At 53.3% G+C, this 21,257-nt stretch carries 17 protein-coding genes; 13 read left to right on the top strand and 4 right to left on the bottom strand.

Annotated features, from left to right (window positions below):
• The first annotated feature begins 190 nt into the window (after positions 1-190).
• From H6F67_RS13995 to H6F67_RS13955, 9 genes are all read left to right on the top strand, one after another.
• Positions 191-1,432, top strand: coding sequence for an FAD-dependent oxidoreductase (locus tag H6F67_RS13995; RefSeq protein WP_190767209.1), 1,242 nt, complete (start codon positions 191-193; stop codon positions 1,430-1,432).
• Between the two features lie 11 nt (positions 1,433-1,443).
• Complete coding sequence (locus tag H6F67_RS13990; protein ID WP_242020624.1) at positions 1,444-1,695, top strand: sarcosine oxidase subunit delta; 252 nt, start codon at positions 1,444-1,446, stop codon at positions 1,693-1,695.
• Positions 1,692-4,664, top strand: a complete 2,973-nt coding sequence (locus tag H6F67_RS13985) for a 2Fe-2S iron-sulfur cluster-binding protein (protein WP_190767207.1) — start codon at positions 1,692-1,694, stop codon at positions 4,662-4,664. Before H6F67_RS13990 ends, H6F67_RS13985 begins: the two co-directional genes overlap by 4 nt.
• Positions 4,661-5,299, top strand: a complete 639-nt coding sequence (locus H6F67_RS13980) for a methylglutamate dehydrogenase (protein ID WP_190767206.1) — start codon at positions 4,661-4,663, stop codon at positions 5,297-5,299. Before H6F67_RS13985 ends, H6F67_RS13980 begins: the two co-directional genes overlap by 4 nt.
• Positions 5,300-5,321: 22 nt before the next feature.
• Positions 5,322-6,650, top strand: a complete 1,329-nt coding sequence (glnT, locus tag H6F67_RS13975; protein WP_190767205.1) for a type III glutamate--ammonia ligase — start codon at positions 5,322-5,324, stop codon at positions 6,648-6,650.
• Positions 6,651-6,668: 18 nt separating this feature from the next.
• On the top strand, positions 6,669-7,565 hold the full coding sequence (locus H6F67_RS13970; protein WP_190767204.1) for a class II glutamine amidotransferase: 897 nt from the start codon (positions 6,669-6,671) through the stop codon (positions 7,563-7,565).
• Positions 7,553-8,245, top strand: a complete 693-nt coding sequence (locus H6F67_RS13965) for a protein glxC (RefSeq protein ID WP_190767203.1) — start codon at positions 7,553-7,555, stop codon at positions 8,243-8,245. The genes H6F67_RS13970 and H6F67_RS13965 overlap by 13 nt, the downstream gene beginning before the upstream one ends.
• Before the next feature lie 14 nt (positions 8,246-8,259).
• Complete coding sequence (locus tag H6F67_RS13960) at positions 8,260-8,895, top strand: LysE family translocator (protein WP_190767202.1); 636 nt, start codon at positions 8,260-8,262, stop codon at positions 8,893-8,895.
• A 288-nt stretch (positions 8,896-9,183) separates the two neighbouring features.
• Entirely contained in the window at positions 9,184-10,272 is a 1,089-nt protein-coding gene (locus tag H6F67_RS13955) for an FMN-binding glutamate synthase family protein (RefSeq protein WP_396797944.1), read from the top strand.
• 239 nt (positions 10,273-10,511) lie between these two features.
• Here the strand turns inward: H6F67_RS13955 and H6F67_RS13945 are convergent, their stop codons facing one another.
• Positions 10,512-12,092 carry a bifunctional pantoate--beta-alanine ligase/(d)CMP kinase gene (locus H6F67_RS13945; protein ID WP_190767199.1) on the bottom strand — a complete coding sequence of 527 codons (1,581 nt, stop codon included), beginning with the start codon at positions 12,090-12,092 and terminating at the stop codon, positions 10,512-10,514.
• 127 nt (positions 12,093-12,219) lie between these two features.
• Positions 12,220-14,166 carry a S9 family peptidase gene (locus tag H6F67_RS13940; protein WP_190767198.1) on the bottom strand — a complete coding sequence of 649 codons (1,947 nt, stop codon included), beginning with the start codon at positions 14,164-14,166 and terminating at the stop codon, positions 12,220-12,222.
• A 133-nt stretch (positions 14,167-14,299) separates the two neighbouring features.
• Between H6F67_RS13940 and H6F67_RS13935 the strand changes: the two genes are divergently transcribed.
• Entirely contained in the window at positions 14,300-14,596 is a 297-nt protein-coding gene (locus H6F67_RS13935) for a hypothetical protein (RefSeq protein WP_190767197.1), read from the top strand.
• Here the strand turns inward: H6F67_RS13935 and H6F67_RS13930 are convergent.
• Entirely contained in the window at positions 14,571-16,751 is a 2,181-nt protein-coding gene (locus H6F67_RS13930) for a DUF3365 domain-containing protein (RefSeq protein WP_190767196.1), read from the bottom strand. The two genes, H6F67_RS13935 and H6F67_RS13930, sit on opposite strands and share 26 nt — an antisense overlap.
• 358 nt (positions 16,752-17,109) lie before the next feature.
• Here H6F67_RS13930 and H6F67_RS13925 point away from each other — a divergent pair, with 358 nt between their 5' ends.
• Both H6F67_RS13925 and H6F67_RS13920 read left to right on the top strand, forming a co-directional pair.
• A complete protein-coding gene (locus tag H6F67_RS13925) occupies positions 17,110-18,078 on the top strand; it encodes an NAD-dependent epimerase (RefSeq protein WP_190767195.1) in 969 nt (322 codons plus the stop codon).
• Positions 18,079-18,161: 83 nt separating this feature from the next.
• Positions 18,162-18,935: a DUF554 domain-containing protein gene (locus tag H6F67_RS13920; RefSeq protein ID WP_242020623.1), complete on the top strand. Its 774-nt coding sequence runs from the start codon at positions 18,162-18,164 to the stop codon at positions 18,933-18,935.
• A 64-nt stretch (positions 18,936-18,999) separates the two neighbouring features.
• Here the strand turns inward: H6F67_RS13920 and H6F67_RS13915 are convergent, their stop codons facing one another.
• Positions 19,000-19,797, bottom strand: coding sequence for a TIGR03943 family putative permease subunit (locus H6F67_RS13915; RefSeq protein WP_190767194.1), 798 nt, complete (start codon positions 19,795-19,797; stop codon positions 19,000-19,002).
• A gap of 458 nt (positions 19,798-20,255) precedes the next feature.
• On the opposite strand from H6F67_RS13915, the gene aroF reads away from it, so the two are divergent.
• A complete protein-coding gene (gene aroF / locus H6F67_RS13910; RefSeq protein ID WP_190767193.1) occupies positions 20,256-21,116 on the top strand; it encodes a 3-deoxy-7-phosphoheptulonate synthase in 861 nt (286 codons plus the stop codon).
• Positions 21,117-21,257: the final 141 nt, after the last annotated feature.

Here is a 21,257-nt window from a genome sequence, read left to right as displayed (position 1 = left end):
TGTTGAGTCATGAGCAGACGGCTAAAGGTGGAGTCAAGGCCAAGCGCAAGAAGGCTGGCTGGAACAATGATTACTTAGCGAAGGTTCTAGCTCAATAAGATGCGTTTGCCCTATCATATCAAGAAACTTTGTTGACAAGCATGAAACATCTGCTGCATGATATTCACGAAAGATTCCTGCTAGGAAACTGATGCCGCTGCGTCTGCTCAAATTTGGCTTGTCCTCCCAGCACCCGGAATCGCGAATGTTTCGGCAGCACGACGCTGTGCGAGCGAGCTACGATGCCGTGATCATCGGCGCGGGCGGTCACGGGCTGGCCGCAGCTTACTATCTGGCTCGCGATCACGGTATGACCAGTGTTGCCGTCCTCGAAAAAGGCTACATCGGCGGCGGCAATACCGGGCGGAATACGACGATTATTCGAGCGAACTACCTCACACCCGAAGGCGTCAAATTCTACGACCAATCCGTCCGGCTGTGGCAAGATTTATCCCAAGAATTCGACCTAAATCTGTTCTATTCAACACGCGGACACTTCACTCTCGCGCACACCGATGCCGCCGTCCGCACGATGCGCTGGCGAGCCGAAGTCAACAAGCATTACGGCATCGACAGCGAACTGGTTGAACCTGAAGAAATCCGAAAAGCCTGTCCGCATATGGATCTAAGCTGCGGCGGTCACGCCCCGATTCTGGGAGCGCTCTATCACGCGCCCGGAAGCATTGCCCGCCATGATGCGATCGCGTGGGGCTACGGACGTGGAGCGGATCAGCGCGGCATCGAAATTCATCAGCAAACTGAAGTGTTGGGGATCACGGTGCGATCGAACCAAATTACCGGAGTTCAAACGAGTCGCGGCTACATCTCCACACCCAAAGTATTGTGTGCCGTTGCCGGATCAACGCCGCGCATTTTAGACATGGTTGGACTGCGATCGCCCCTCTACGTCCATCCCTTGCAAGCAATGGTGAGCGAACCGATGAAGGCATGGCTCGATCCGATCATCGTTTCGGGCAGTCTGCATGTTTATGTCAGCCAAACGGCACGAGGCGAACTGGTGATGGGCGCATCGCTTGACCCGTATGAACTGCACTTGACGCGATCGACCCTCGATTTTGTCGAAGGTTTGGCCGCCCACATGCTCGAACTGTTCCCCTTCCTCTCTCACGTCAAAGTCGTGCGCCAGTGGGCAGGCATGGCCGACATGACCCCGGATTTTGCGCCGATCATGGGCAAAACGGCGATCGACGGCTTCTATCTCGATTCGGGCTGGGGCACTTGGGGCTTTAAGGCGACTCCGGTAGCCGGAAAAACGATGGCATATACGGTGGCGAACGATCGCAATCACGATTTGATCCAAGATTTTTCGCTCGATCGCTTCACAAACTACGCGCTAGTGGGTGAAAAAGGCGCGGCTTCAGTCGGACATTAATTATGAAAATCATGACCTGTCCTGTGAATGGGGCAAGACCAATTTCAGAGTTTTTTTACGGCGGGGAATATCGATCGATGCCTGACCTGCAAACAGTGGATGATGCAGCTTGGGCGGATTATGTTTTCAATCGCAATGGTGCAGCCGGAATCAAACAAGAATGGTGGTGTCACATGCCGAGCAATACTTGGTTTCTGGTCGATCGCAACACGCAAACCGACGAAATTTTGCGTACCTATTTGTACAGCAGGGAGGCAGTATGAAACGACTTCCTCCGATTCAAGGGGAGTGGATCGATCGCACCCAGTCGATCGGCTTTACGTTTGAAGGTCAACGCTTTCAAGGCTTCCAAGGTGACACAATTAGCAGCGCTTTGTGGGCATCGGGTCAGCATATTTTAGGGCGCAGTTTTAAGTATCATCGACCTCGCGGAATTCTCAGTTTTGCCAATCACGATATTAATGCTTTGATGCAGCTTGGTGAGCAGTTAAATGTTAGAGCAGATGTAACACCATTGGCGGCAGAAATGCAGCTTGAAGCGGTGAATACGTTTGGAGGTGTGAGGGGCGATCGCGCCAGCGTTCTCAATTTTCTTTCACCCTTTCTTCCCGTTGGCTTCTATTACAAAGCCTTTCATAACAAAAAACAGTTTCCCTTCTGGGAACGCCTGATTCGCACGATCAGCGGACTTGGCGAAGCTGAAGCTTCAACGCCGCACATTCGCACCCCGAAGCGCTACGACTTCTGTGATGTTTTGGTGATTGGGGCAGGCGTGTCGGGATTGGCCGCAGGACTCGCTGCCGCAGAAGCAGGTGCGGATGTCGTCATTGTTGATGAGAATACCAAGGTTGGCGGATCAGGCAGCTATCAGCGAGGCGGAGAGAGCGATCGCACCACCGAACTGCTCAACGCGATCGCCCAACATCTACGCATCCGTCTCTATACCGAAACGCAAGCCGCCGCCTATTATGCCGATCACTGGGTTCCGCTCGTGCAATCCGATCGCCTGATCAAGATGCGATCGAAAGCCACGATCGTTGCTAGCGGAGCCTATGAGCAGCCTGCCGTTTTCCGCAACAATGACCTTCCGGGCGTGATGCTCGCTTCTGCCGCGCAGCGATTAATCTACCGTTACGCCATTCAGCCGATGCAAAGAGCCGTTTGCCTGGTGGCAAATCGCGATGGCTATCGGGCGGCGTGGGATTTAGCGGCGAATGGCGTGAGCGTAGAGGCGATCGTGGATCTGCGCGAGAATCCGCCTGCTGATTTAGTGCAGGAGGCGCGATCGCGAAACATTTCCGTATTTCCCGGTCACTGCATCGATGAGGCGAAACCGAATCCCGCTGGTGATGGCGTGGCGAGTGCGGTGATTTGTCAGATCGATTCTGAAGGCAATTCTGTTGGAGGGAAGCGATCGATTTCCTGCGATGGAATTATCATGAGTGTTGGCTGGTCGCCTGCGGCAAATCTGCTGTATCAGGCGGGAACGAAGATGCGCTTTGATGAAGGCTTGCAGCAGTTTGTTCCTGCCGTTTTGCCTGCGGGCGTGTTTGCCTGCGGGCGCGTGAATGGCGTGTTTGGGTTTGAGGAAAAGTGGCGGGATGGCGATCGAGCCGGACGCGAAGCGGCGGAGTTTTTGGGATTTGCCTCGCCTACCGAGCAGACCACTCAGCCCCCCAACCCCCCACTCGTGGGGAATTTAGGGGGCAAACCAAACCCGAACCGCAGCCAACCAAACGAATCACCCTCGCACCCCTGGCCGATCGCGAGCTTGCGGAACGGTATCGCCCCTCACCCCAAAGGCAAAAACTTTGTCGATTTCGATGAAGACTTGCAGCTAAAGGATTTCTACAACGCCGCGCAAGAAGGCTTTGACAATATTGAACTGCTGAAGCGCTTTACGACTGTGGGCATGGGGCCAAGTCAGGGTAAGCACTCGAACATGAATGCGCTGCGGATTTTGGCGCGAATTACCGGAAATCCGATCGAACAAATCGGCACAACCACTGCCCGACCGTTCTTTCATCCCGTGCCGCTTTCGCACTTGGCCGGACGCGGTTTTTCGCCGGAACGCCGGACGCCACTGCACGATCGCCACGCCGCTTTAGGCGCGAAATTCATGCGATCGGGCTTGTGGCAGCGACCGGAATACTATGGGCGATCAGGATTCAGCCGCAAAGAGTGCATTCGCCAAGAAGCCGAAACTGTCCGAAAGCAAGTCGGTCTGATCGATGTCGGCACGTTAGGAAAACTGGAGGTGCGCGGCAAAGATGCGGCGGAATTTCTAGAGCGCATCTATACCGGACGTTATGCCAATTTGAAAGTTGGGATGTCGCGCTATGCTCTGATGCTGGACGAGTCGGGCGTGATTCTCGATGACGGCGTGATTGCGCGATTAGGTGCGGAACATTTCTACTTCACAACCACGACTTCGGGAGCGGCAAATATTTATCGAGAATTGTCGCGCCTGAATACGATGTGGCAGTTAGATTGCGGCATTGTGAATTTGACGGGGGCGCGATCGAGCCTCAATCTCGCAGGTTTCCACGCTCGTTCTGTTCTCGCCAAACTCACCGATCTCGATCTTTCCGCCTTTCCCTATTTGGGAGTGCGGGAGGGCACGATCGCCGGAATTCCCGCGATTCTGATGCGTGTCGGTTTTGTGGGCGAATGGGGCTACGAAATTCACGTCGCAGCGGAATCGGCTCCGGCTTTGTGGGATGCGCTGATCGAAGCAGGTCAGTCTGAGGGAATTCGCCCGTTTGGAGTCGAGGCGCAACGGCTTTTGCGATTGGAAAAAGGCCATGTCATCATCGGCCAAGATACGGACGGACTGACGACACCACGCGAGGCTGGGCTGGAATGGGCGGTGAAGATGGATAAGCCGTTTTTCATCGGCCAGCGCAGTTTGCAGATCGTGAATCGCAAGCCGCTCAAGCAAAAGCTGGTCGGGTTCTCGATCGATCCTTCTGAAGCGCCACCTCAAGAATGCAATTTGGTCATTGACAACGATGAAATTGCAGGCCGCGTCACTAGCATCGCCTTCAGCCCGACGCTCGATCGCTTCATCGGTTTGGCCTACGTGAAACCCGAATTAGTCGATCGCGGTTCCTTCGCAATCCGGAGATCGAACGGTTCGATCGTCACCGCCACCATCACCCCAACGCCGTTCTACGATCCAGAAAATCTGCGCCAGAAGGAAACCGCAATCCGCGAGGAGGTGAAGGTATGAAAACGCCAATTCGCCTCAGTCCAATATTCGATCGCCTCCAATCCGTGAAAGGAAACTGGCGCGAAATTAACGGAATGCCCTGCCTGACTAGAGTTGAGGAAAATTACCCCGCCTTAGAAATAGCCGATCTATCCTGCCTGACCCGCTGCGGCTTTAAGGGTGCAGGCGCGGCGGACTGGCTGCGGGATCAAGGTTTGCCCGTGCCCGATCGCCCCAATTCGTGGCTATCACTACCGGAAGGCGGCATCATCGCCCGTCTGGGGATCAGCGAATTTTTGATTGAGGACAGCTTAGAGAGCAATGTTTCAGCCCGATTGAGTTGTCAATCTGTTCCGGCTAGGGTGTATCCGGTTTTGCGGCAGGATTTGGCAATCGCCCTCTGTGGAAATTCGATCGATGAACTGCTTAGGCAAACCTGTAACGTTAACTTTGGTGCTCTATCGTTGGCAGAAACTCCGGTTGTTCTCACATCGATGATTGGTGTGGCAGTCACAATCATTCCAGGTGCAGAAACTTATCGCATCTGGTGCGACGGCACGTTTGGCGCTTATTTCTGGCAGACGTTGTTAGAAATTGCTGCTGAGATGGGCGGCGGTGTGGTTGGAATCGATCGATTTTTTCAGTCGAATTTTTAGTAGCAAATCCAGGAGGAGTTGAATGACACCCGTAGAAGCCAAGCAATTTTTAGAAGACAATCAGGTAAAATTTATCCTGGCGCAATTTGTCGATATTCACGGCACCGCGAAGACAAAAGCCGTTCCCGCCTCGCACTACGAAGACATTCTCGATCCGGGCGCAGGCTTTGCTGGATTTGCTGTCTGGGGATTGGCGCAGAAGCCCAACAGCCCGGATTTCATGGCGGTTGGCGATCCGAGTACGCTGTCGATCGTGCCCTGGATGCCTGGATTTGCCCGCATGGTCTGCGTCGGCAACGTCAAAGGCGAGCCGTATCCCTACGATTCTCGTTTCGTTTTGATGAAGCAGCTTCAGCGGCTTCAAGAAAAAGGTTGGACGCTCAATGTTGGCATTGAACCAGAATTTTCTCTCCTGCGAAAAGACGAACAGGGACACATTTTTCCTGCTGATGCAACTGACACTTTAGAAAAGCCTTGCTACGACTACAAAGGCTTGTCTCGCAGTCGCGCCTTCATCGAAAAGCTGGTAGATTGTCTGCAAAAAGCAGGCTTTGATGTCTATCAAATTGACCATGAAGACGCGAACGGACAGTTTGAAATCAACTACACCTATACGGACTGCTTGACTTCAGCCGATCGCTACATTTTCTTCAAAATGGCCGCATCGGAAATCGCGAAAGAAATGGGCTTAATTGCAACATTCATGCCCAAACCATTCGCGAATCGAACCGGAACCGGAATGCACATGCATTTATCGATCTCCGATGGCACAAGCAATCTGTTTGAAGATGACAGCGATCGCCGCAATTTGAGCCTGTCAAAACTGGGCTATCACTTCTTAGGCGGATTGCTTGCTCATGCTCCTGCTTTAACGGCAATTTGTGCGCCTTCAATTAATTCTTACAAGCGGCTTGTCGTGGGTCGATCGCTCAGCGGTGCAACTTGGGCACCTGCATTCATCAGCTACGGCGACAACAATCGATCGAGCCTCGTTCGCGCTCCTGGTGGCCGATTAGAATTGCGTTTGGCTGACGGTTCTTGCAATCCGTATCTCGCTGCTGCTGCCGTAATCGCCGCAGGTTTAGACGGAATTGAGAACGGAATTGATCCGGGTGAACCGCTTAACGTCAACCTGTATGATCTCACGCTTGCTCAACTCGAAGAAAAAGGCATTCGCACCCTGCCACAGAACTTGAAAGAAGCGATTGATGCCCTCGATTCTGACTCCGTGATCAAAAACGGCCTCGGCGTTCTCGCTGACGAATTTATCTCGCTCAAACAGATGGAATGGGTTGAATATATGCGCCATGTTTCGCAGTGGGAAGTCGATCGATATTTGGAATTCTTCTAACACTAACCACCATCTACCATGTGCGGAATTATTGGATTGCTAATCAAAAAACCGGAACTACGTGAATCGTTGGGCGCACTGATGGTTCCGATGCTGATCGGGATGAGCGATCGCGGTCCCGACTCTGCCGGACTCGCTGTATTTACCGAAACTTTGGAAGAAGGCGATCGCAAATACAGCTTGTATTCCGGCAGTCAGGCGATCGACTGGTCACACTTGGGGCAAGACTTCAAGATTGAGTTTGACAGTTCACCGCAAATCCACGCTCAGGGAAATCATGCGGTTTTGACAGCGAGCGTTCTGCCCGATCGCGTCAAGCAGTGGCTCAAAGTGAACCATCCGCAGATTCACGTACTCTCGACCGGACGGACGATCGATCTGTACAAAGATACCGGGAAGCCGCAGCAGGTGAGCGATCGCTACCAGTTCCAAACTTTGAGAGGAACGCATCTGGTCGGCCACACGCGCATGGCAACCGAGTCCGCTGTCACGCCCGCTCACGCGCACCCGTTCACGGCGGGCGAAGATTTTTGCCTCGTCCACAACGGCTCTTTATCAAATCCTTACGAAATTCGCCGCAAGCTCGAACCGCTGGGCATTGTGTTTGAGACGGACAACGATACCGAGGCCGCCTGCCGCTATCTTGAATGGCGAATGCGTGAAGGCGACGACCTCGAAACCGCGCTGCAAAAGGGTTTTGAAGAACTCGACGGCTTCTACACCTTCTTGATGGGCACGGCAGACAAGCTGGCCTTAGTGCGCGATGCGTTTGCCTGCAAGCCTGCGATCGTGGCTGAAACCGATGATTATGTGGCGATCGCGAGTGAATTCCGCTCTCTCGCCCACCTCCCCGATGTCAAACACGCCCGCCTCTACGAACCCGCGCCAGAGGAGATGTACGTATGGACAGTGTAATTACGGATGTGACGTTCGACCTGTCGCAAACGCCGCTGCGTGAGGTGAATCGCTATCTGCATGGCGACATCAGCGGTCAGAAAATCACGATTCTCAATCCGGACGGGGCGCATAATGTCGCAGTTGGACTTGACGCACCCGCCACTGTCGAAATTCACGGTCACGTCGGCTACTACGCCGCAGGCATGAACAAGCTGGCGAACGTGACGCTCTTCGGCAATGCCGGATCGGGCGTGGCGGAAAATATGATGTCCGGTCGCGTCCATGTCAAAGGCTTCGCCTCGGTTTCAGCAGGCGCATCGGCGCAGGGCGGACTCTTGGTAATCGAGGGAGATGCCAGCTTGCGCTGCGGCATTTCCCTGAAAGGCGCGGATATCGTGGTTGGCGGCAGCGTCGGTAGTTTCTCGGCATTCATGGCACAGGCGGGACGAATGGTGATCTGTGGAAATGCCGGAGACGCTTTAGGTGATTCGCTTTATGAAGCCGTCATTTATGTGCGCGGAACGGTGAAATCGCTGGGGGCGGATGCTCAGCTTGAACCGATGGGTGAAGGGGATTATGAGGCGATCGCCACTCTCCTCACCAAAGCCGGACTCTCCCACAACCCGAAAGACTTTCAGCGCATCGCTTCGGCCAAACAGCTTTACCACTGGAACGCCGATGCCAATCAAGAATATTAATTGCGGTAAAAAAGATGTTTGGAATTCATGATCTTTGGGCGTTTCTATTAGCGAGCTTGTTGGTTTGGCTAACTCCGGGTGTCGATACGATGTACATTATTGCTCGCAGTATTTCTCAAGGTCGGCAGGCGGGTTTAGTATCCGCGATCGGCATTGGCAGCGGCATTTTAATTCACACAACCTTTGCAGCATTTGGCCTGTCTGCAATTTTGGCCGCTTCAGCTTGGGCATTTACAGCAGTCAAACTAGCAGGAGCCGCATATTTGATTTATTTGGGCGTTCAAGCTTTATTCAAAAAGTCTAATTTGGCTACACCTGAAGTAAAGCTGATGAGTCGCTGGCAAATTTATCGTCAAGGAATTATCACAAACGTTTTGAATCCGAAGATTGCAATTTTCTTTTTAGCATTTTTGCCGCAATTTGTTGATTCTCGGTCAGGTTTTGGAGCATTGCCTTTCCTGTTGCTTGGCATCTTGTTTGTAGTGGGTTCGACTGTTTGGTGTTTGGCGATCGCCCTCTTCGCCTCATCCACCACTCAAACCATCCGAAGAAACTCTCAGTTTGCCGTTTGGCTAGAGCGAATTTCAGGCGGAGTTTACATTGCGCTAGGGTTAAATCTTCTACGCAGCAAACTTCAACCCGTTTCATAAAAAACTTTTCAACGAACTAAAATCATGAATTTTCCCTCACACAATCCACCATCACTCGAAGAATCGGCAGGATACGATCGCCGCACCCTCAACTACATCCAAAATGCCGCCGCACACGGACTCTACGAAATTCGCGGACTTGGCGCAAAACGAAGATTACCGCACTTCGATGATCTCGTATTTTTGGGTGCATCTCTGACGCGATATCCGCTGGAAGGCTACCGCGAAAAGTGCGTGACGAAAACGATTTTAGGAACGCGCTACGCCAGCAAACCGATCGAACTGGAAATGCCAATTACGATCGCCGGAATGAGCTTCGGATCGCTCTCAGCCAACGTAAAAGAAGCGATCGGACTAGCAGCTACGGAAGTCGGCACTTCAACCACAACGGGCGATGGCGGCATGACGCCCGAAGAAAGATTATCTTCCAAAACTTTGATTTATCAATGCTTGCCGTCGCGCTACGGATTCAACCCAGATGATGTGCGAAAGGCGGATGCGATCGAAATCGTCATCGGGCAGGGCGCAAAACCCGGAGGCGGCGGAATGCTGCTCGGTCAGAAAATTAATCCCAGAGTTGCCGAGATGCGGACTTTGCCAGAAGGCGTGGATCAGCGATCGGCCTGTCGCCATCCCGACTGGACTGGCCCCGACGACCTGACAATCAAAATTCAAGAACTGCGTGAACTCACCGACTGGGAAAAGCCAGTGTATGTCAAAGTTGGCGCATCGCGAACCTTCAACGATGTCAAGCTCGCCGTTCATGCCGGAGCCGATGTCGTCGTTGTTGATGGAATGCAGGGCGGGACGGCGGCAACGCAAACCGTCTTCATTGAGCATGTCGGCATTCCTACGCTGGCGGCTGTGCGTCAGGCAGTGGATGCGCTGGAAGATATGAACATGAAGGATCAGGTGCAACTGATTGTTTCTGGTGGCATTCGCACGGGCGCGGATGTGGCGAAAGCGATCGCAATGGGCGCAGACGCCGTATCGATCGGGCAAGGTATCTTAGTCGCTTTGGGCTGCAACAGTCACACCTACATTCAAGACGGCGAACACCATTCAGCGGCGGAAGATTACGCCGATTTGGGCACGGCTCCGGGCTACTGTCATCACTGCCACACGGGGAAATGTCCGGTTGGCGTGACAACACAAGATCCAATTTTGGAAAAGCGACTGGAGCCAGAAATCGGAGCGCGGCGGGTGAAGAACTACCTGAAGACGCTGAATATGGAAATGACGACGATCGCCCGCGCCTGCGGCAAACAAAACGTTCACCACCTCGAACGCGAAGATCTCGTCGCCCTTACAGTGGAAGCCGCAGCAATGGCGCGATTGCCGCTAGCCGGAACTCAGTGGATTCCCGGTTGGCCGTAATTCACGTGGGTCGTAATTTGATTGCCAACTCGCCAAACCAATCCTGCAATCAACGGTAGCGACAACCAAAACTTGCAGCCAGCCTGCTGGCGGTTGACGACCTGGAAAACTACGCTCATGAGCAGGAGGCCAACCGCCGCAACTGCTTGCAGAGCAAACCTTGCAAGACGCCACTCTTTTGCAAATTGAGCCGGATCTTTTGCTGATTCACAGCAGCGATCGCGGCTTGTTGACGAACGCTACTCAGCCGATCGCGGTTCACAGCGATCGCGATACAGCCGCACAATTTCCGCTACGACTGCTTCAATGCTGAGTCCGTCTGACTGAATTTCGATCGCGTCTGCCGCTTTGCGGAGCGGGGCGATCGTGCGCGTGCTGTCTTTGCGATCGCGCTCCAAAATCGCCCACTCCAAATCTTCTAGGCTCACTTCCGGACGGCCTTGATCTTTCAAATCTTGCTGCCGCCGCCGAGCGCGTTCCTGCACCGAGGCGGTGAGAAAAATCTTCAGTTCCGCATCGGGAAAAACGAACGTGCCGATATCGCGCCCTTCCATCACGACGCCACCGCGCCGACCATACTGCTGCTGCCGCTTCACGAGTTCCTGCCGGACGGCGGGCTGAGCCGCGATCGCCGACACCTGCGCTGTCACTTCCAGGCTGCGAATGTCGTGCGTCACATCTTGACCATTGATTAAAACCTGCTGACCCTCAAGCTGAATGTCGCAGCGGCTGGCAAATTCTGCGATCGCAGGTTCGTCTTCGATCGCGATCCCCGACTGCAAAACCAGCCAGGTTACGGCTCGATACATTGCTCCGGTGTCGAGGTGCAGCAGTCCCAATTCCTGCGCGACCTGCCGCACAACCGTTGATTTTCCGGCTCCCGCCGGTCCGTCGATCGCCACGATCGGACGGCGATCGCGCAAAATCAAATTGTCAATTAAACGGGTGGACTCCAAGCGGGCAGCAACGGCTAGCAAACCAGTTTCTTCGATTCTCTTTAGCGGCATCATGGTGGTTGGATGGACAAGCTCGACATATTCAGGCTGAAGATCCGACGCGATCGCGAGTTCTGCACGAACGGCAGCAATCAACGGTTGGCTTTGGCGTTCCCCTTTGGCGAAAAGCTGATTTGCCCGCTGTAAGCTGCGGTAGATCACAGCGGCTTGCGATCGCGATTCAGCCGACAAATACTGATTGCGCGAACTCAAAGCCAAACCGTTCGCTTCGCGCACGATCGGACAGGGAACAATCTCGACGGGCAAATTCAGATCGGCAACCACGCGCCGCAAAACGGCCAACTGCTGAGCATCTTTCTGACCGAAATAGGCGCGATCGGGCTGAACGATGTTGAGCAGTTTGGTGACGACGGTTGCCACACCCTGAAAGTGATGGGGACGCGATTTTCCGCACAAGCCGCGAATCATCATCGCAGGCGGAATCACCTCCGTCAAGGATCGATCGTCAAAATTTACGCCATATAACTCAGCCGCATCTGGCGCAAAGATTGCGTCCACGCCTGCCTGTTCACAAAGCTGGCGATCGGCCTCTAGTGTTCGCGGATACTGCTGAAAATCTTCGTTGGGCGCAAACTGAAGAGGATTGACGAAAATGCTAACAATAACGCGATCGTTTTCCTGACGGGCGCGATCGATCAAGCTCAGGTGTCCGGCGTGCAAAGCGCCCATTGTCGGCACGAGCGCGACGGAAATCATCGATGGTGAAGCGGTCGCGGATGCTGCTGTCGCCCAGTGCTGCCGCTGCCCAAATTTTTCGATTTGCAAGTAGCAGCGCAAGCCTGCGATTGTTGTGAACAGCCGCACCCGTTTCTCCCGCTTTGCTTGGAATCCCTTCGCCTTAGTTTACTAAATTCAGATAAAAACCTGCCGCATTTACGGTGGGAACGGTTTGCGAACCGCCCCGACCACCATTCGCATCCTATCAGCGCCCTCACAGATTTTCGATCGCCACAGGCTCGATCGCGTCCTCAGGCTCAAACCCAAACACCCTAGAGTAAAAATAGAATTCCCCGTCAAGCGTGCGCTTGATGTTTTCAGCTTTACGAAAGCCATGCTGTTCGCCTGCAAATAGCACGTAGGCAACGGGCAATCCCTTTTGGCGCAAAGCGTTGACCATCATTTCCGCTTGATTGGGCGGCACGATTTTGTCTTCGTCGCCCTGAAAGAAAATGACCGGACACGACAGGCGATCGACCGCGTGAATGGGCGATCGCTGGTGATATAAATCTTTTCTCGCTGGATATGCGCCAATCAAGCCGTCAAGATAGCGCGACTCGAATTTGTGTGTGTCGGTGGCAAGTGCTTCCAGGTCGCTGACGCCATAAAAGCTCGCGCCTGCTTTGAACAAATCGCGGAACGTCAGCGCGGCCAGTGTTGTGTAGCCTCCGGCACTGCCGCCATCGATGCAGAGTCGATCGCCATCCACCAAACCGCGATCGACCAGGTATTTTGCGCCGTTCACGCAGTCATCCACATCAACAATACCCCAGCAATCTTTCAGGCGTTCTCGATAGGCGCGTCCATATCCGGTGCTGCCGCCATAGTTGACATCCAGAATTGCAAAGCCGCGACTTGTCCAATACTGAATGCTGGGATTGAAGTTGGGCGAAGTGGCGGCAGTGGGGCCACCGTGACTTTTGACGAGTAAGGGAGGTCGATCGCCCGCTGGCGCAGCAAAATCGCGATTTTTTGGTGCGTAGTAGAATCCATAAGCGCTCAAGCCGTTTTCGGTGGGAAACTCGATCGCTTCGGGAATCGACAGATAGCCAGGATCAATTTCCAGTCCGCTCGATCGCCGCAGAACAGTGACTTCGCCCGACTGAAGATCCAGCCGCGTAATGACGCCGGGCATGGTGGGCGATCCGGCTCCAAACACAGCGAATCCTGCCCCGACGCGCAGACCGCTCACGCTGGCGTAGGGAATGGGAATTTCGGTGAGATCAAGCGTTTTTGTATCAAGTCGGGCAATGTGCTGAATGCCGTTTTCAACATAGGTGCAAATCAAGCTCTGCGCCGATTCAAAACCATAGGTACACATGCGAAAAATCCAGTGTGGCAAGCCAAATTCTGCCGACTTTTCGCACAGCGGCTCGCTACTTCCTGGCTGCGAAGCATTCGACTCGTTCCGCCAGCGATACAAATTCCACCAGCCTGTGCGATCGCTGACAAAATACAGAACGTTATCCGGCGACCATTCCGGCTGAAAAATCGATTCTGAGATGCCGCCCGCAATTCGCACCGGAGCCACGATCGATCCATCTGTCTGCACATCGGCCAGCCAAAGCTCGGTGCCGTCCCAAGGCATATTCGGATGATTCCAGCAGATCCATGCCAGCTTTGCTCCATCGGGACTCAAGCGCGGCGCGGCGTAGAAGTCAAAGCCGGATGCCAGGACGGTAACTTCACCCGACTCGATCGAAACGCTGGCGATTGAATTGACGGGTTCACCTTTGCCGCTGTGGTCTTCGCAAACGCAGATCAAGCGGTGGCGCGATCGATCGACGACCGCATCGGCATAGCGCATTGGCGCTTCGGGCGTGATGGCTTCGGGTTCTTTGTCGATCGGCTGTCGATAAAGCCGCTGATCGGCAAAATTGGAGAAATAAACCACGCCAGCTTCAACGACATATGCGCCGCCGCCGTATTCGTGAACTCTGGTGCGGACGTTGAGCGGCGTCGGCGTGATGTCCGTGATTTTCCCATCCGTGCTTTGCCGGACAATTACATTGCGTCCGGCTTCAGTGGGACGCATTTCACTCCAGTAGATGTCTTCGTGGTCGATCGCAATTTGCCCTAGGCTAATTGTGCCAGCGACAATCAAATCAGAAGTAATCGGAGATTTCCAGGAGCCGAAAGGCGCGATCGCAGATGCAGTCATGGGGGCGAAATGAATTGAAGTTTCTAGAATGAGAATAGAAGGATTTGGCTTCACAATCTACTAAAACTGCGGGAATTCACGGCAAATTTGCATCAAAAGTTGGATCGTTTGTGTCAATTTAATCAAACACGCTATGCGAGCAAGAATTGAAGACGATGTTATTTTTTTACACCACGAAGATTTGCCCGAATTCAAAAAAGGCGGGTCGATCGTACGCAACAGCTATTTTTGGGCGCTCAAGTCGATCGCCGGACACGCTTCGCGCTACAAAGACTGGGAATATGAATCGGAAGTGTGGCTCGCCCTACAGCGAATGCTGATGTCGTTCACCGAATCGGGCTACCTTGGGCTAAAAGAAACAATGCTGGAATTTCCGCTCGATCAAGGCGAAATTCCTGCTGTCCTTAGACCTGTGGCAACTTGGCAGTAGCAGGGCGACAATGCTGACGCAACAGCGTGATCAGCCGATCGAAATCGATCGGCTTGACCAGATAATCCGCTGCGCCCAGCGCATAGCCCAGTTTTTTGTCATCCACGATCGTCACCATAATCACCGGAATTTCTGCCAGCTTAGAATCGGCTTTCAGAGCGCTAAGCACTGCCCAGCCGTCTTCGTGAGCGGAAAGCTTCACATCCAGCACGATCGCACTGGGCGGTTTGCTGCGAGCCAGTTGCAGCCCGGCTGCGCCATTTTCAGCACCAACCACGTAGAATCCTTCGCGGCTCAAGTTGCGCTGCATCAGGTCATGCGTGGCAGGATCGTCGTCGATCACCAGGACGATCGGCAAATCGGAATCTGACAAATACAGTCTGGAGTCGATCGACACAGGTTCGATCGGTTCAGCAGAAATCGTTGAATCTTGAACTCGTTCGGGCAGGGCGATCGTAAAGGTCGTGCCTTTTCCGGCCTGAGAGCGAACGGAAATTTTGCCGCCCATCATCTGCGTGAATTTCTGCGTAATCACCAGTCCCAGCCCAGTGCCTCCATAGTGGCGCGTTGTTGAAGCATCGGCCTGGGTAAAGGCTTGAAACAGCTTGGCTTGCTGTTCGGCTGTCATTCCGATGCCTGTATCAGAAACTTGAAACAGGCACAAGGTGATAGGCAAACTCAGCGCGGATTCGGCTTCCGCTTTGGCTTCTACCTTTTTCACCGAAAGCGTAATCGTGCCGTTTTGAGTAAATTTGCTGGCATTTGAAAGCAGATTCAGCAAGCTTTGACGGAGCTTCGTGACATCCACAATCATGCCGCCCAGATCAGACGGGCAGTGGACAACCAAAGTGTTTTCGTTTTTGGCGACGATCGGGCGAATTGTGCTGGCAACTTCTTCGACCAAAAGAGCGATCGACACGGATTCTAGGTAAAGCTCCATCTTGCCCGCTTCCACTTTGGACAAATCCAAAATGTTGTTAATCAGTTCCAGCAGGTGTCTTCCTGCGCCGTGAATTTTCTGCACATCAGGAACTAAATCTGCCGCCTCAAATTCCATTTCTTCTTGCAGCATTTCGCTGTAGCCGATGATCGCGTTGAGCGGCGTTCGCAGTTCGTGGCTCATATTGGCAAGAAATTGGCTTTTCGCCTGATTTGCTTGCTCGGCTTCGGCCTTGGCTTGCTGTGCGGCTTTCATGCTGTGGGCAAGCTGGGCAGTGCGCTCGTCAACGGCCTGCGCCAAATTTTGCTCACGCGCTGCGACTTCGTGCGCCATGTGCTGAAAGGCGCGAGCTAACTGTCCGGGTTCATCAGCACGACGAGCCACCTGCACCATGCTGGGCGCGTCAAATTCGCCGACCTGTTCGATCGTCATGCGGCTTTCGCTGACGCGACGGGCGATCGCAGTTAGCTTACGGATTGGATTGATCACCGTTCGCTTCAGCAAACTGTTGATCAGCAAAATCACGCCCGCGAAAATGCCGACAAAAATGCTCATCGTCAGCAGCAGATATTGATGTCCCTGAGCAATGACGGTATCGATCGGCACATAAATCGTTTGGGCGGCAATCACGGTATTCAGCGGCCAGTTGAAGCCGCCTTGGTCGCCATACATCGCAATTAAGCTTTTGGGCGCAACTTCCGGTCTGCCGTGACATTGCAGGCAGCTTGCTTCGGTCACGGTCATCGGGCGAGCAATGTAGAACAAATTTTTGCCGTCGAGCGATCGATAACCCGACTTTTCTTTCAAATGCGGCTGAGCGCGAAACTCCTGCACCAACTGCGTTTCAAACTCGTCTGCTTTGTCTCTGGGATTAGTCGGATTGAGGGCGGCTTCCTTGTAGAGAAAATTGCGATAGTTCCCCTGCTGCCGAAATCGCTCAAACACTTCACGAGCGGCAAAGGCGGGCACAGCCTCGCGCACAAAAACCGCTTCGGTTGCTAGCTGTTCGCTCAGGTAGGGCACGACATTTTGGCTTGTGTAGTCGCGCACCGAGTTCATCGTCTCAGTGAGAATGCGAGCTTTCGTGGTAATTTCGCTTTCGGCTTTGTTCTGCATCGCGCTCGACAGCGTGATGCCACTCACCACAATGCCGCCCAGAAAAACGAGCGTGAGCAGAAGGGTAAACTTGGAACCCAGCTTGAGTTTTTGCAGCATTTTGGAACTCCGATCGCGCCAGTGACAGAGGAACTCAGTTCGGCATCGTTGCCGTTTCAGTTTTCCCTACCGAACGAAAATTCGATCGCGGCAGGAGAGGAGAGCCACCCATATCCCATTCAATACAGAGCCGCCGCAGCGCATTCATGAAGCCTTTACGATCGAACACCATCAATGCTCAAACGCTGAGCCTTCTTAATTTACTGTGGGCGATCGCGCTTGTGCTCAAATCGATCGATGTTTTTAATAAAGTCTGTTGAATTCACGCAAATTCGGTGAAGATTTGACGAAGGTGAAGAGCAATGGGTAGAAACTCCAAACAGGCAGCTAGATTCTGATCAGTCGAGTGAGTAAAGTAATGAACATTCTAGTGACTGGTGCGGCAGGCTTTGTTGGCTATCATTTGGCGAAGCGACTGCTGACAGACGGCCATCAGGTTTATGGCATTGACAATCTTAATGACTACTATGATGTCAATCTGAAAAAAGCGCGGTTGGAGCAGCTTAGCAATCAGAAGAACTTTACGTTTCAGTATTTAGATTTGGGCGATCGATCGGGTATGGCTCAACTGTTTGCAGGCCAGCACTTCGATGCGGTAGTGCATCTTGCAGCCCAAGCTGGCGTTCGCTATTCGCTACAAAATCCTCATGCTTATGCAGACAGCAACCTGGTCGGATTTTTGAACATTCTCGAAGGCTGCCGCCATCAAAATACTCCGCATCTGGTTTACGCTTCTTCCAGTTCTGTTTACGGTGCCAACACCAAAGTTCCGTTTGCCATTAGCGATAATGTCGATCATCCAATTTCGCTATACGCTGCCACGAAGAAAGCCAATGAGCTAATGGCTTATTCCTACAGTCATCTGTATCGTTTGCCAACGACCGGACTGCGATTTTTTACGGTTTACGGCGAATGGGGACGCCCAGATATGGCCTATTTCAAGTTCGTAGATGCGATCGCTCACGGCAAATCGATCGACATCTACAACTACGGCAAAATGCAGCGCGACTTCACCTATATTGACGACATTATTGAAGGCGTGGTGCGCGTCACTCACCAGCCGCCGCAGTCTGAATCTGCGCCCTACAAACTCTACAACATCGGCAATAATAATCCCGTTGAACTGATGACGTTCATCGAAGCGATCGAGCAGGCAATGGGCAAAACCGCTCAGAAAAACTTTTTGCCGATGCAGCCCGGAGATGTGCCTGCCACCTTTGCCGATGTTGATGATTTGATGCGCGATGTTGGCTTTAAGCCCAGCACTTCAATTCAGCAGGGAATCGATCGATTTGTCCGCTGGTATCGCGACTACTACGGCATTTAAAGTCGGCTCATTGCGGTAAGAAAACGGTAGGGGCACGGCGTACCCCTACCAGATATCGACGCGAGCGATCGCGCCACCTCGCTATGATCGAGCATGTTGCCTACTCGATCGCGCTGATGCTGAATTTTTGGATGAAAACTAGCGGCACTTGGATTAATGTCGCAACGGTCTTAATTGGAACGGGAATGGGTTTGCTGCTGCGCGGACGCTTGCCCCTCGAAATGCAAAAAATTATTCCGCAGGCGATCGGAATTCTCACATTATTTGTTGGCTTTGATATGGCCGGAAGCCTCAATCAGGCAAAGGGCGGACAAATTGCAGGCGTAATTTTGGGACTGCTGGCGATCGTGTTTGGCGGCTTGCTGGGCGAGTGGTGGCAGGTCGAAAAGCGGTTGGAGGCGATCGGCGACTGGCTAAAAACCAAATTTCGCGGTCAAGGCAAATTTACCGAAGGCTTTGTGGCCGCCAGCTTGCTGTTTTGCATTGGCCCCCTTGCCCTGATCGGCAGTCTCAACAACGGCCTGACCGGAGACAATACGCTACTGACGCTTAAATCCACAATGGACGGCTTAGCCTCGTTTGCGCTGACGGGCGGCTACGGCATCGGCGTGGGGTTCTCAATTCTGCCCGTTCTGATTTATCAGGGTGGCGTGTCGCTGCTAGCGAACAGCTTGGCACAAGCCATTCCCGATCCGGCAAATTCCGCTCCGGTTCTGCTGATGACGGGCGTTGGCGGGCTGATGATTGTCGGATTGGGACTCAACTTGCTGGAAGTGGCAAAGGTACGAATCGGTTCGTTTTTGCCTGCGCTGGCGATCGCTCCGATCATCTACTGGATCGCCGATAAAATTAGCTAAAAGTCTTGCTTTATTGTGTGCAAAAAGCGATCGAATTTCAGCGAAAATCTGGGATTTCGTTTGCCTAATAAGCGTAGGGATTGCGCGGTTGAGGAACCGATTCGATCGCACTCGCTTGAATCACAAGCTGCCGCTGATTGTCTAGGGTTTCGGTGATCATATTGCCGCGAACTTGCTGCCAACTGTCGGCTGGATATTGCGATCGATTTCCTTCAATTTTCACAGGCAAGCCGACCGGATATGCATCAGCAGCGCAGCAGGTAATTACAAACCGCGAAATCACAAAATAGCCTTCCGGCAAATTGGGCGGATGAATGACAAAGCCTTTCACATCCACTTTTTGACCGCTGTAGGCATCCGGTTCCGGGTAAACGCTCAGGGTGCGAATCCAGTCGATGATCGATCGATCTTCTGGATTCACAGTGGCGCGAAACGACTGCGGCTGCGCTCTGGTCATCGTCAGCGTTTCCGTCACGCCGCGATTGAGCGCGACATCGCTGGCAAACGGACGCGGCGTGAATCCCAATCCGACCAGCGCGACCACCAGCAGCAGCAGGCTACTCAACCGGGGCGGCAGCAGATTGAAGTGCTGAGGATTGGGCAGAACCGATCGCGATCGCCTGCGCTGCATGATCCAGCCCTGCCTCGCCTTCCAAGCGCCCAGCCCCAAAAGTGCGATGCCCGCTGTCACTGCCAACCAGACATAGTTGGGGTGCAGCAGTAGAGGCATTTTGCCAGCCAGCCAGAACCGGAGCAAAACCAATCCCCAAGCTACAACCGCCAACACATCCAGCCAAGTTTGGCGCAGGGGTTTTGCTTCTTTGGGACGACGAGACGGCGAAGCAGCAGAACGGTCAGTCATGGCGATTTAGAGTGGAATGGAGTGAACGAACCATCCGGTGAATCCATCCCATAGTTTACAGAAAAAGCGGAAAGTGAACCGGAATGAACGGCTGTACTGCTATCGATCGAGCGCTTGACGGGATTTGCGATCGTCTGTTACTGTCGAGGAATCAGTAAAGCTACGGCTAACTTCATGAAATTTTCGCCGCGCTACTTTTATTTTTGGTTTAGAGAGGTTCACTTGGAGTGAGTCCAGTTTTGGATTGAACCTCTGAGTGAACCGCAGTTCCGAACACTGCGGTTTTTGTTTTTCTAGAAATCCCAAGTCTCAATGCAACGCGCTTCTTTTTACGGCTTTTACTTTTTTTGGCCCCGAAACGGTTCTGGGTAAAGGTCGTCCTGTGAAGTCGCGCCACCCGGAACCGACAAGGCTTCCGGGTTTTTTAATGTCCAACCCACAAAGGAATTCTTCAAGTCATGCAAAAAGCAAAGCTCGCCCGCAAAATTGATGCCGACCACCGATCGATCGTGCACCTGTCCGATCGCGTCACGGTCGGCGGTCAGGATCTTCTGATTGTGGGCGGTCCCTGTTCGGTTGAAAATGCAGCGCAGATGGAAGCGGTGGCAAGCCGTTTAGCCGTTGCGCCCGTGCAAGCCCTTCGAGGTGGCGTCTTCAAACCGCGCACCTCGCCGTATGATTTCCAGGGGTTGGGCGTGGAAGGACTCCAGATTTTGGCAAACGTGCGCGATCGCTACGGCTTCCCGGTAATCACGGAAGTCATGGCAATTTCGCAAATTGAAACGATTTCCCAGTATGCCGATGTGCTGCAAATTGGCAGCCGCAACATGCAAAATTTCGATTTGCTCAAGGCAGTGGGGGAAGTCGATAAGCCCGTTGTGCTGAAGCGCGGACTGGCCGCAACGATCGAAGAATTCGTGATGGCGGCGGAATACATTCTCAGTCACGGCAATCCGAACGTGATTTTGTGCGAACGGGGCATCCGCAGCTTCGATTCCTACACGCGCAACGTCCTGGATTTGGGCGCAGTCGTCGCCCTCAAGCAAATCACGCATCTGCCCGTGATCGCTGATCCCAGTCATGCAGCGGGAAAGCGCGAACTCGTCGCAGATTTGGCACGGGCTGCGATCGCCTGCGGAGCCGACGGCATCATGGTCGAATGTCATCCGGTTCCCGAAGAATCCGTGTCGGATGCTCGCCAAGCCTTGTCGCTCGATGCGATGGCAGAATTGGCAGAAGGTTTGGAAGCGATCGCCACCGCCGTTGGCCGCACTATTCCTTCAAAAGCCGGGAGTTTACCTTGCCTTTCGCTTGTTTAAACTCGTCAGGCATGATGGAAGAAGGCGATCGGATTTCTGCTGGAGTGCCCTGAACTAAAGTTCGGGCTAATTGCTGAAGTCCGTTGAAACGGACTGAATCGATTGTGTCAACCCGTTTGAACGGGTTTTCGCTTTGAGGCG

This window comes from Microcoleus sp. FACHB-1515 (assembly GCF_014696105.1).
In the GTDB taxonomy this organism is placed as follows: Bacteria; Cyanobacteriota; Cyanobacteriia; order Elainellales; family Elainellaceae; genus JAAUTJ01.
This window is presented reverse-complemented; position numbering and strand designations above follow the sequence as displayed.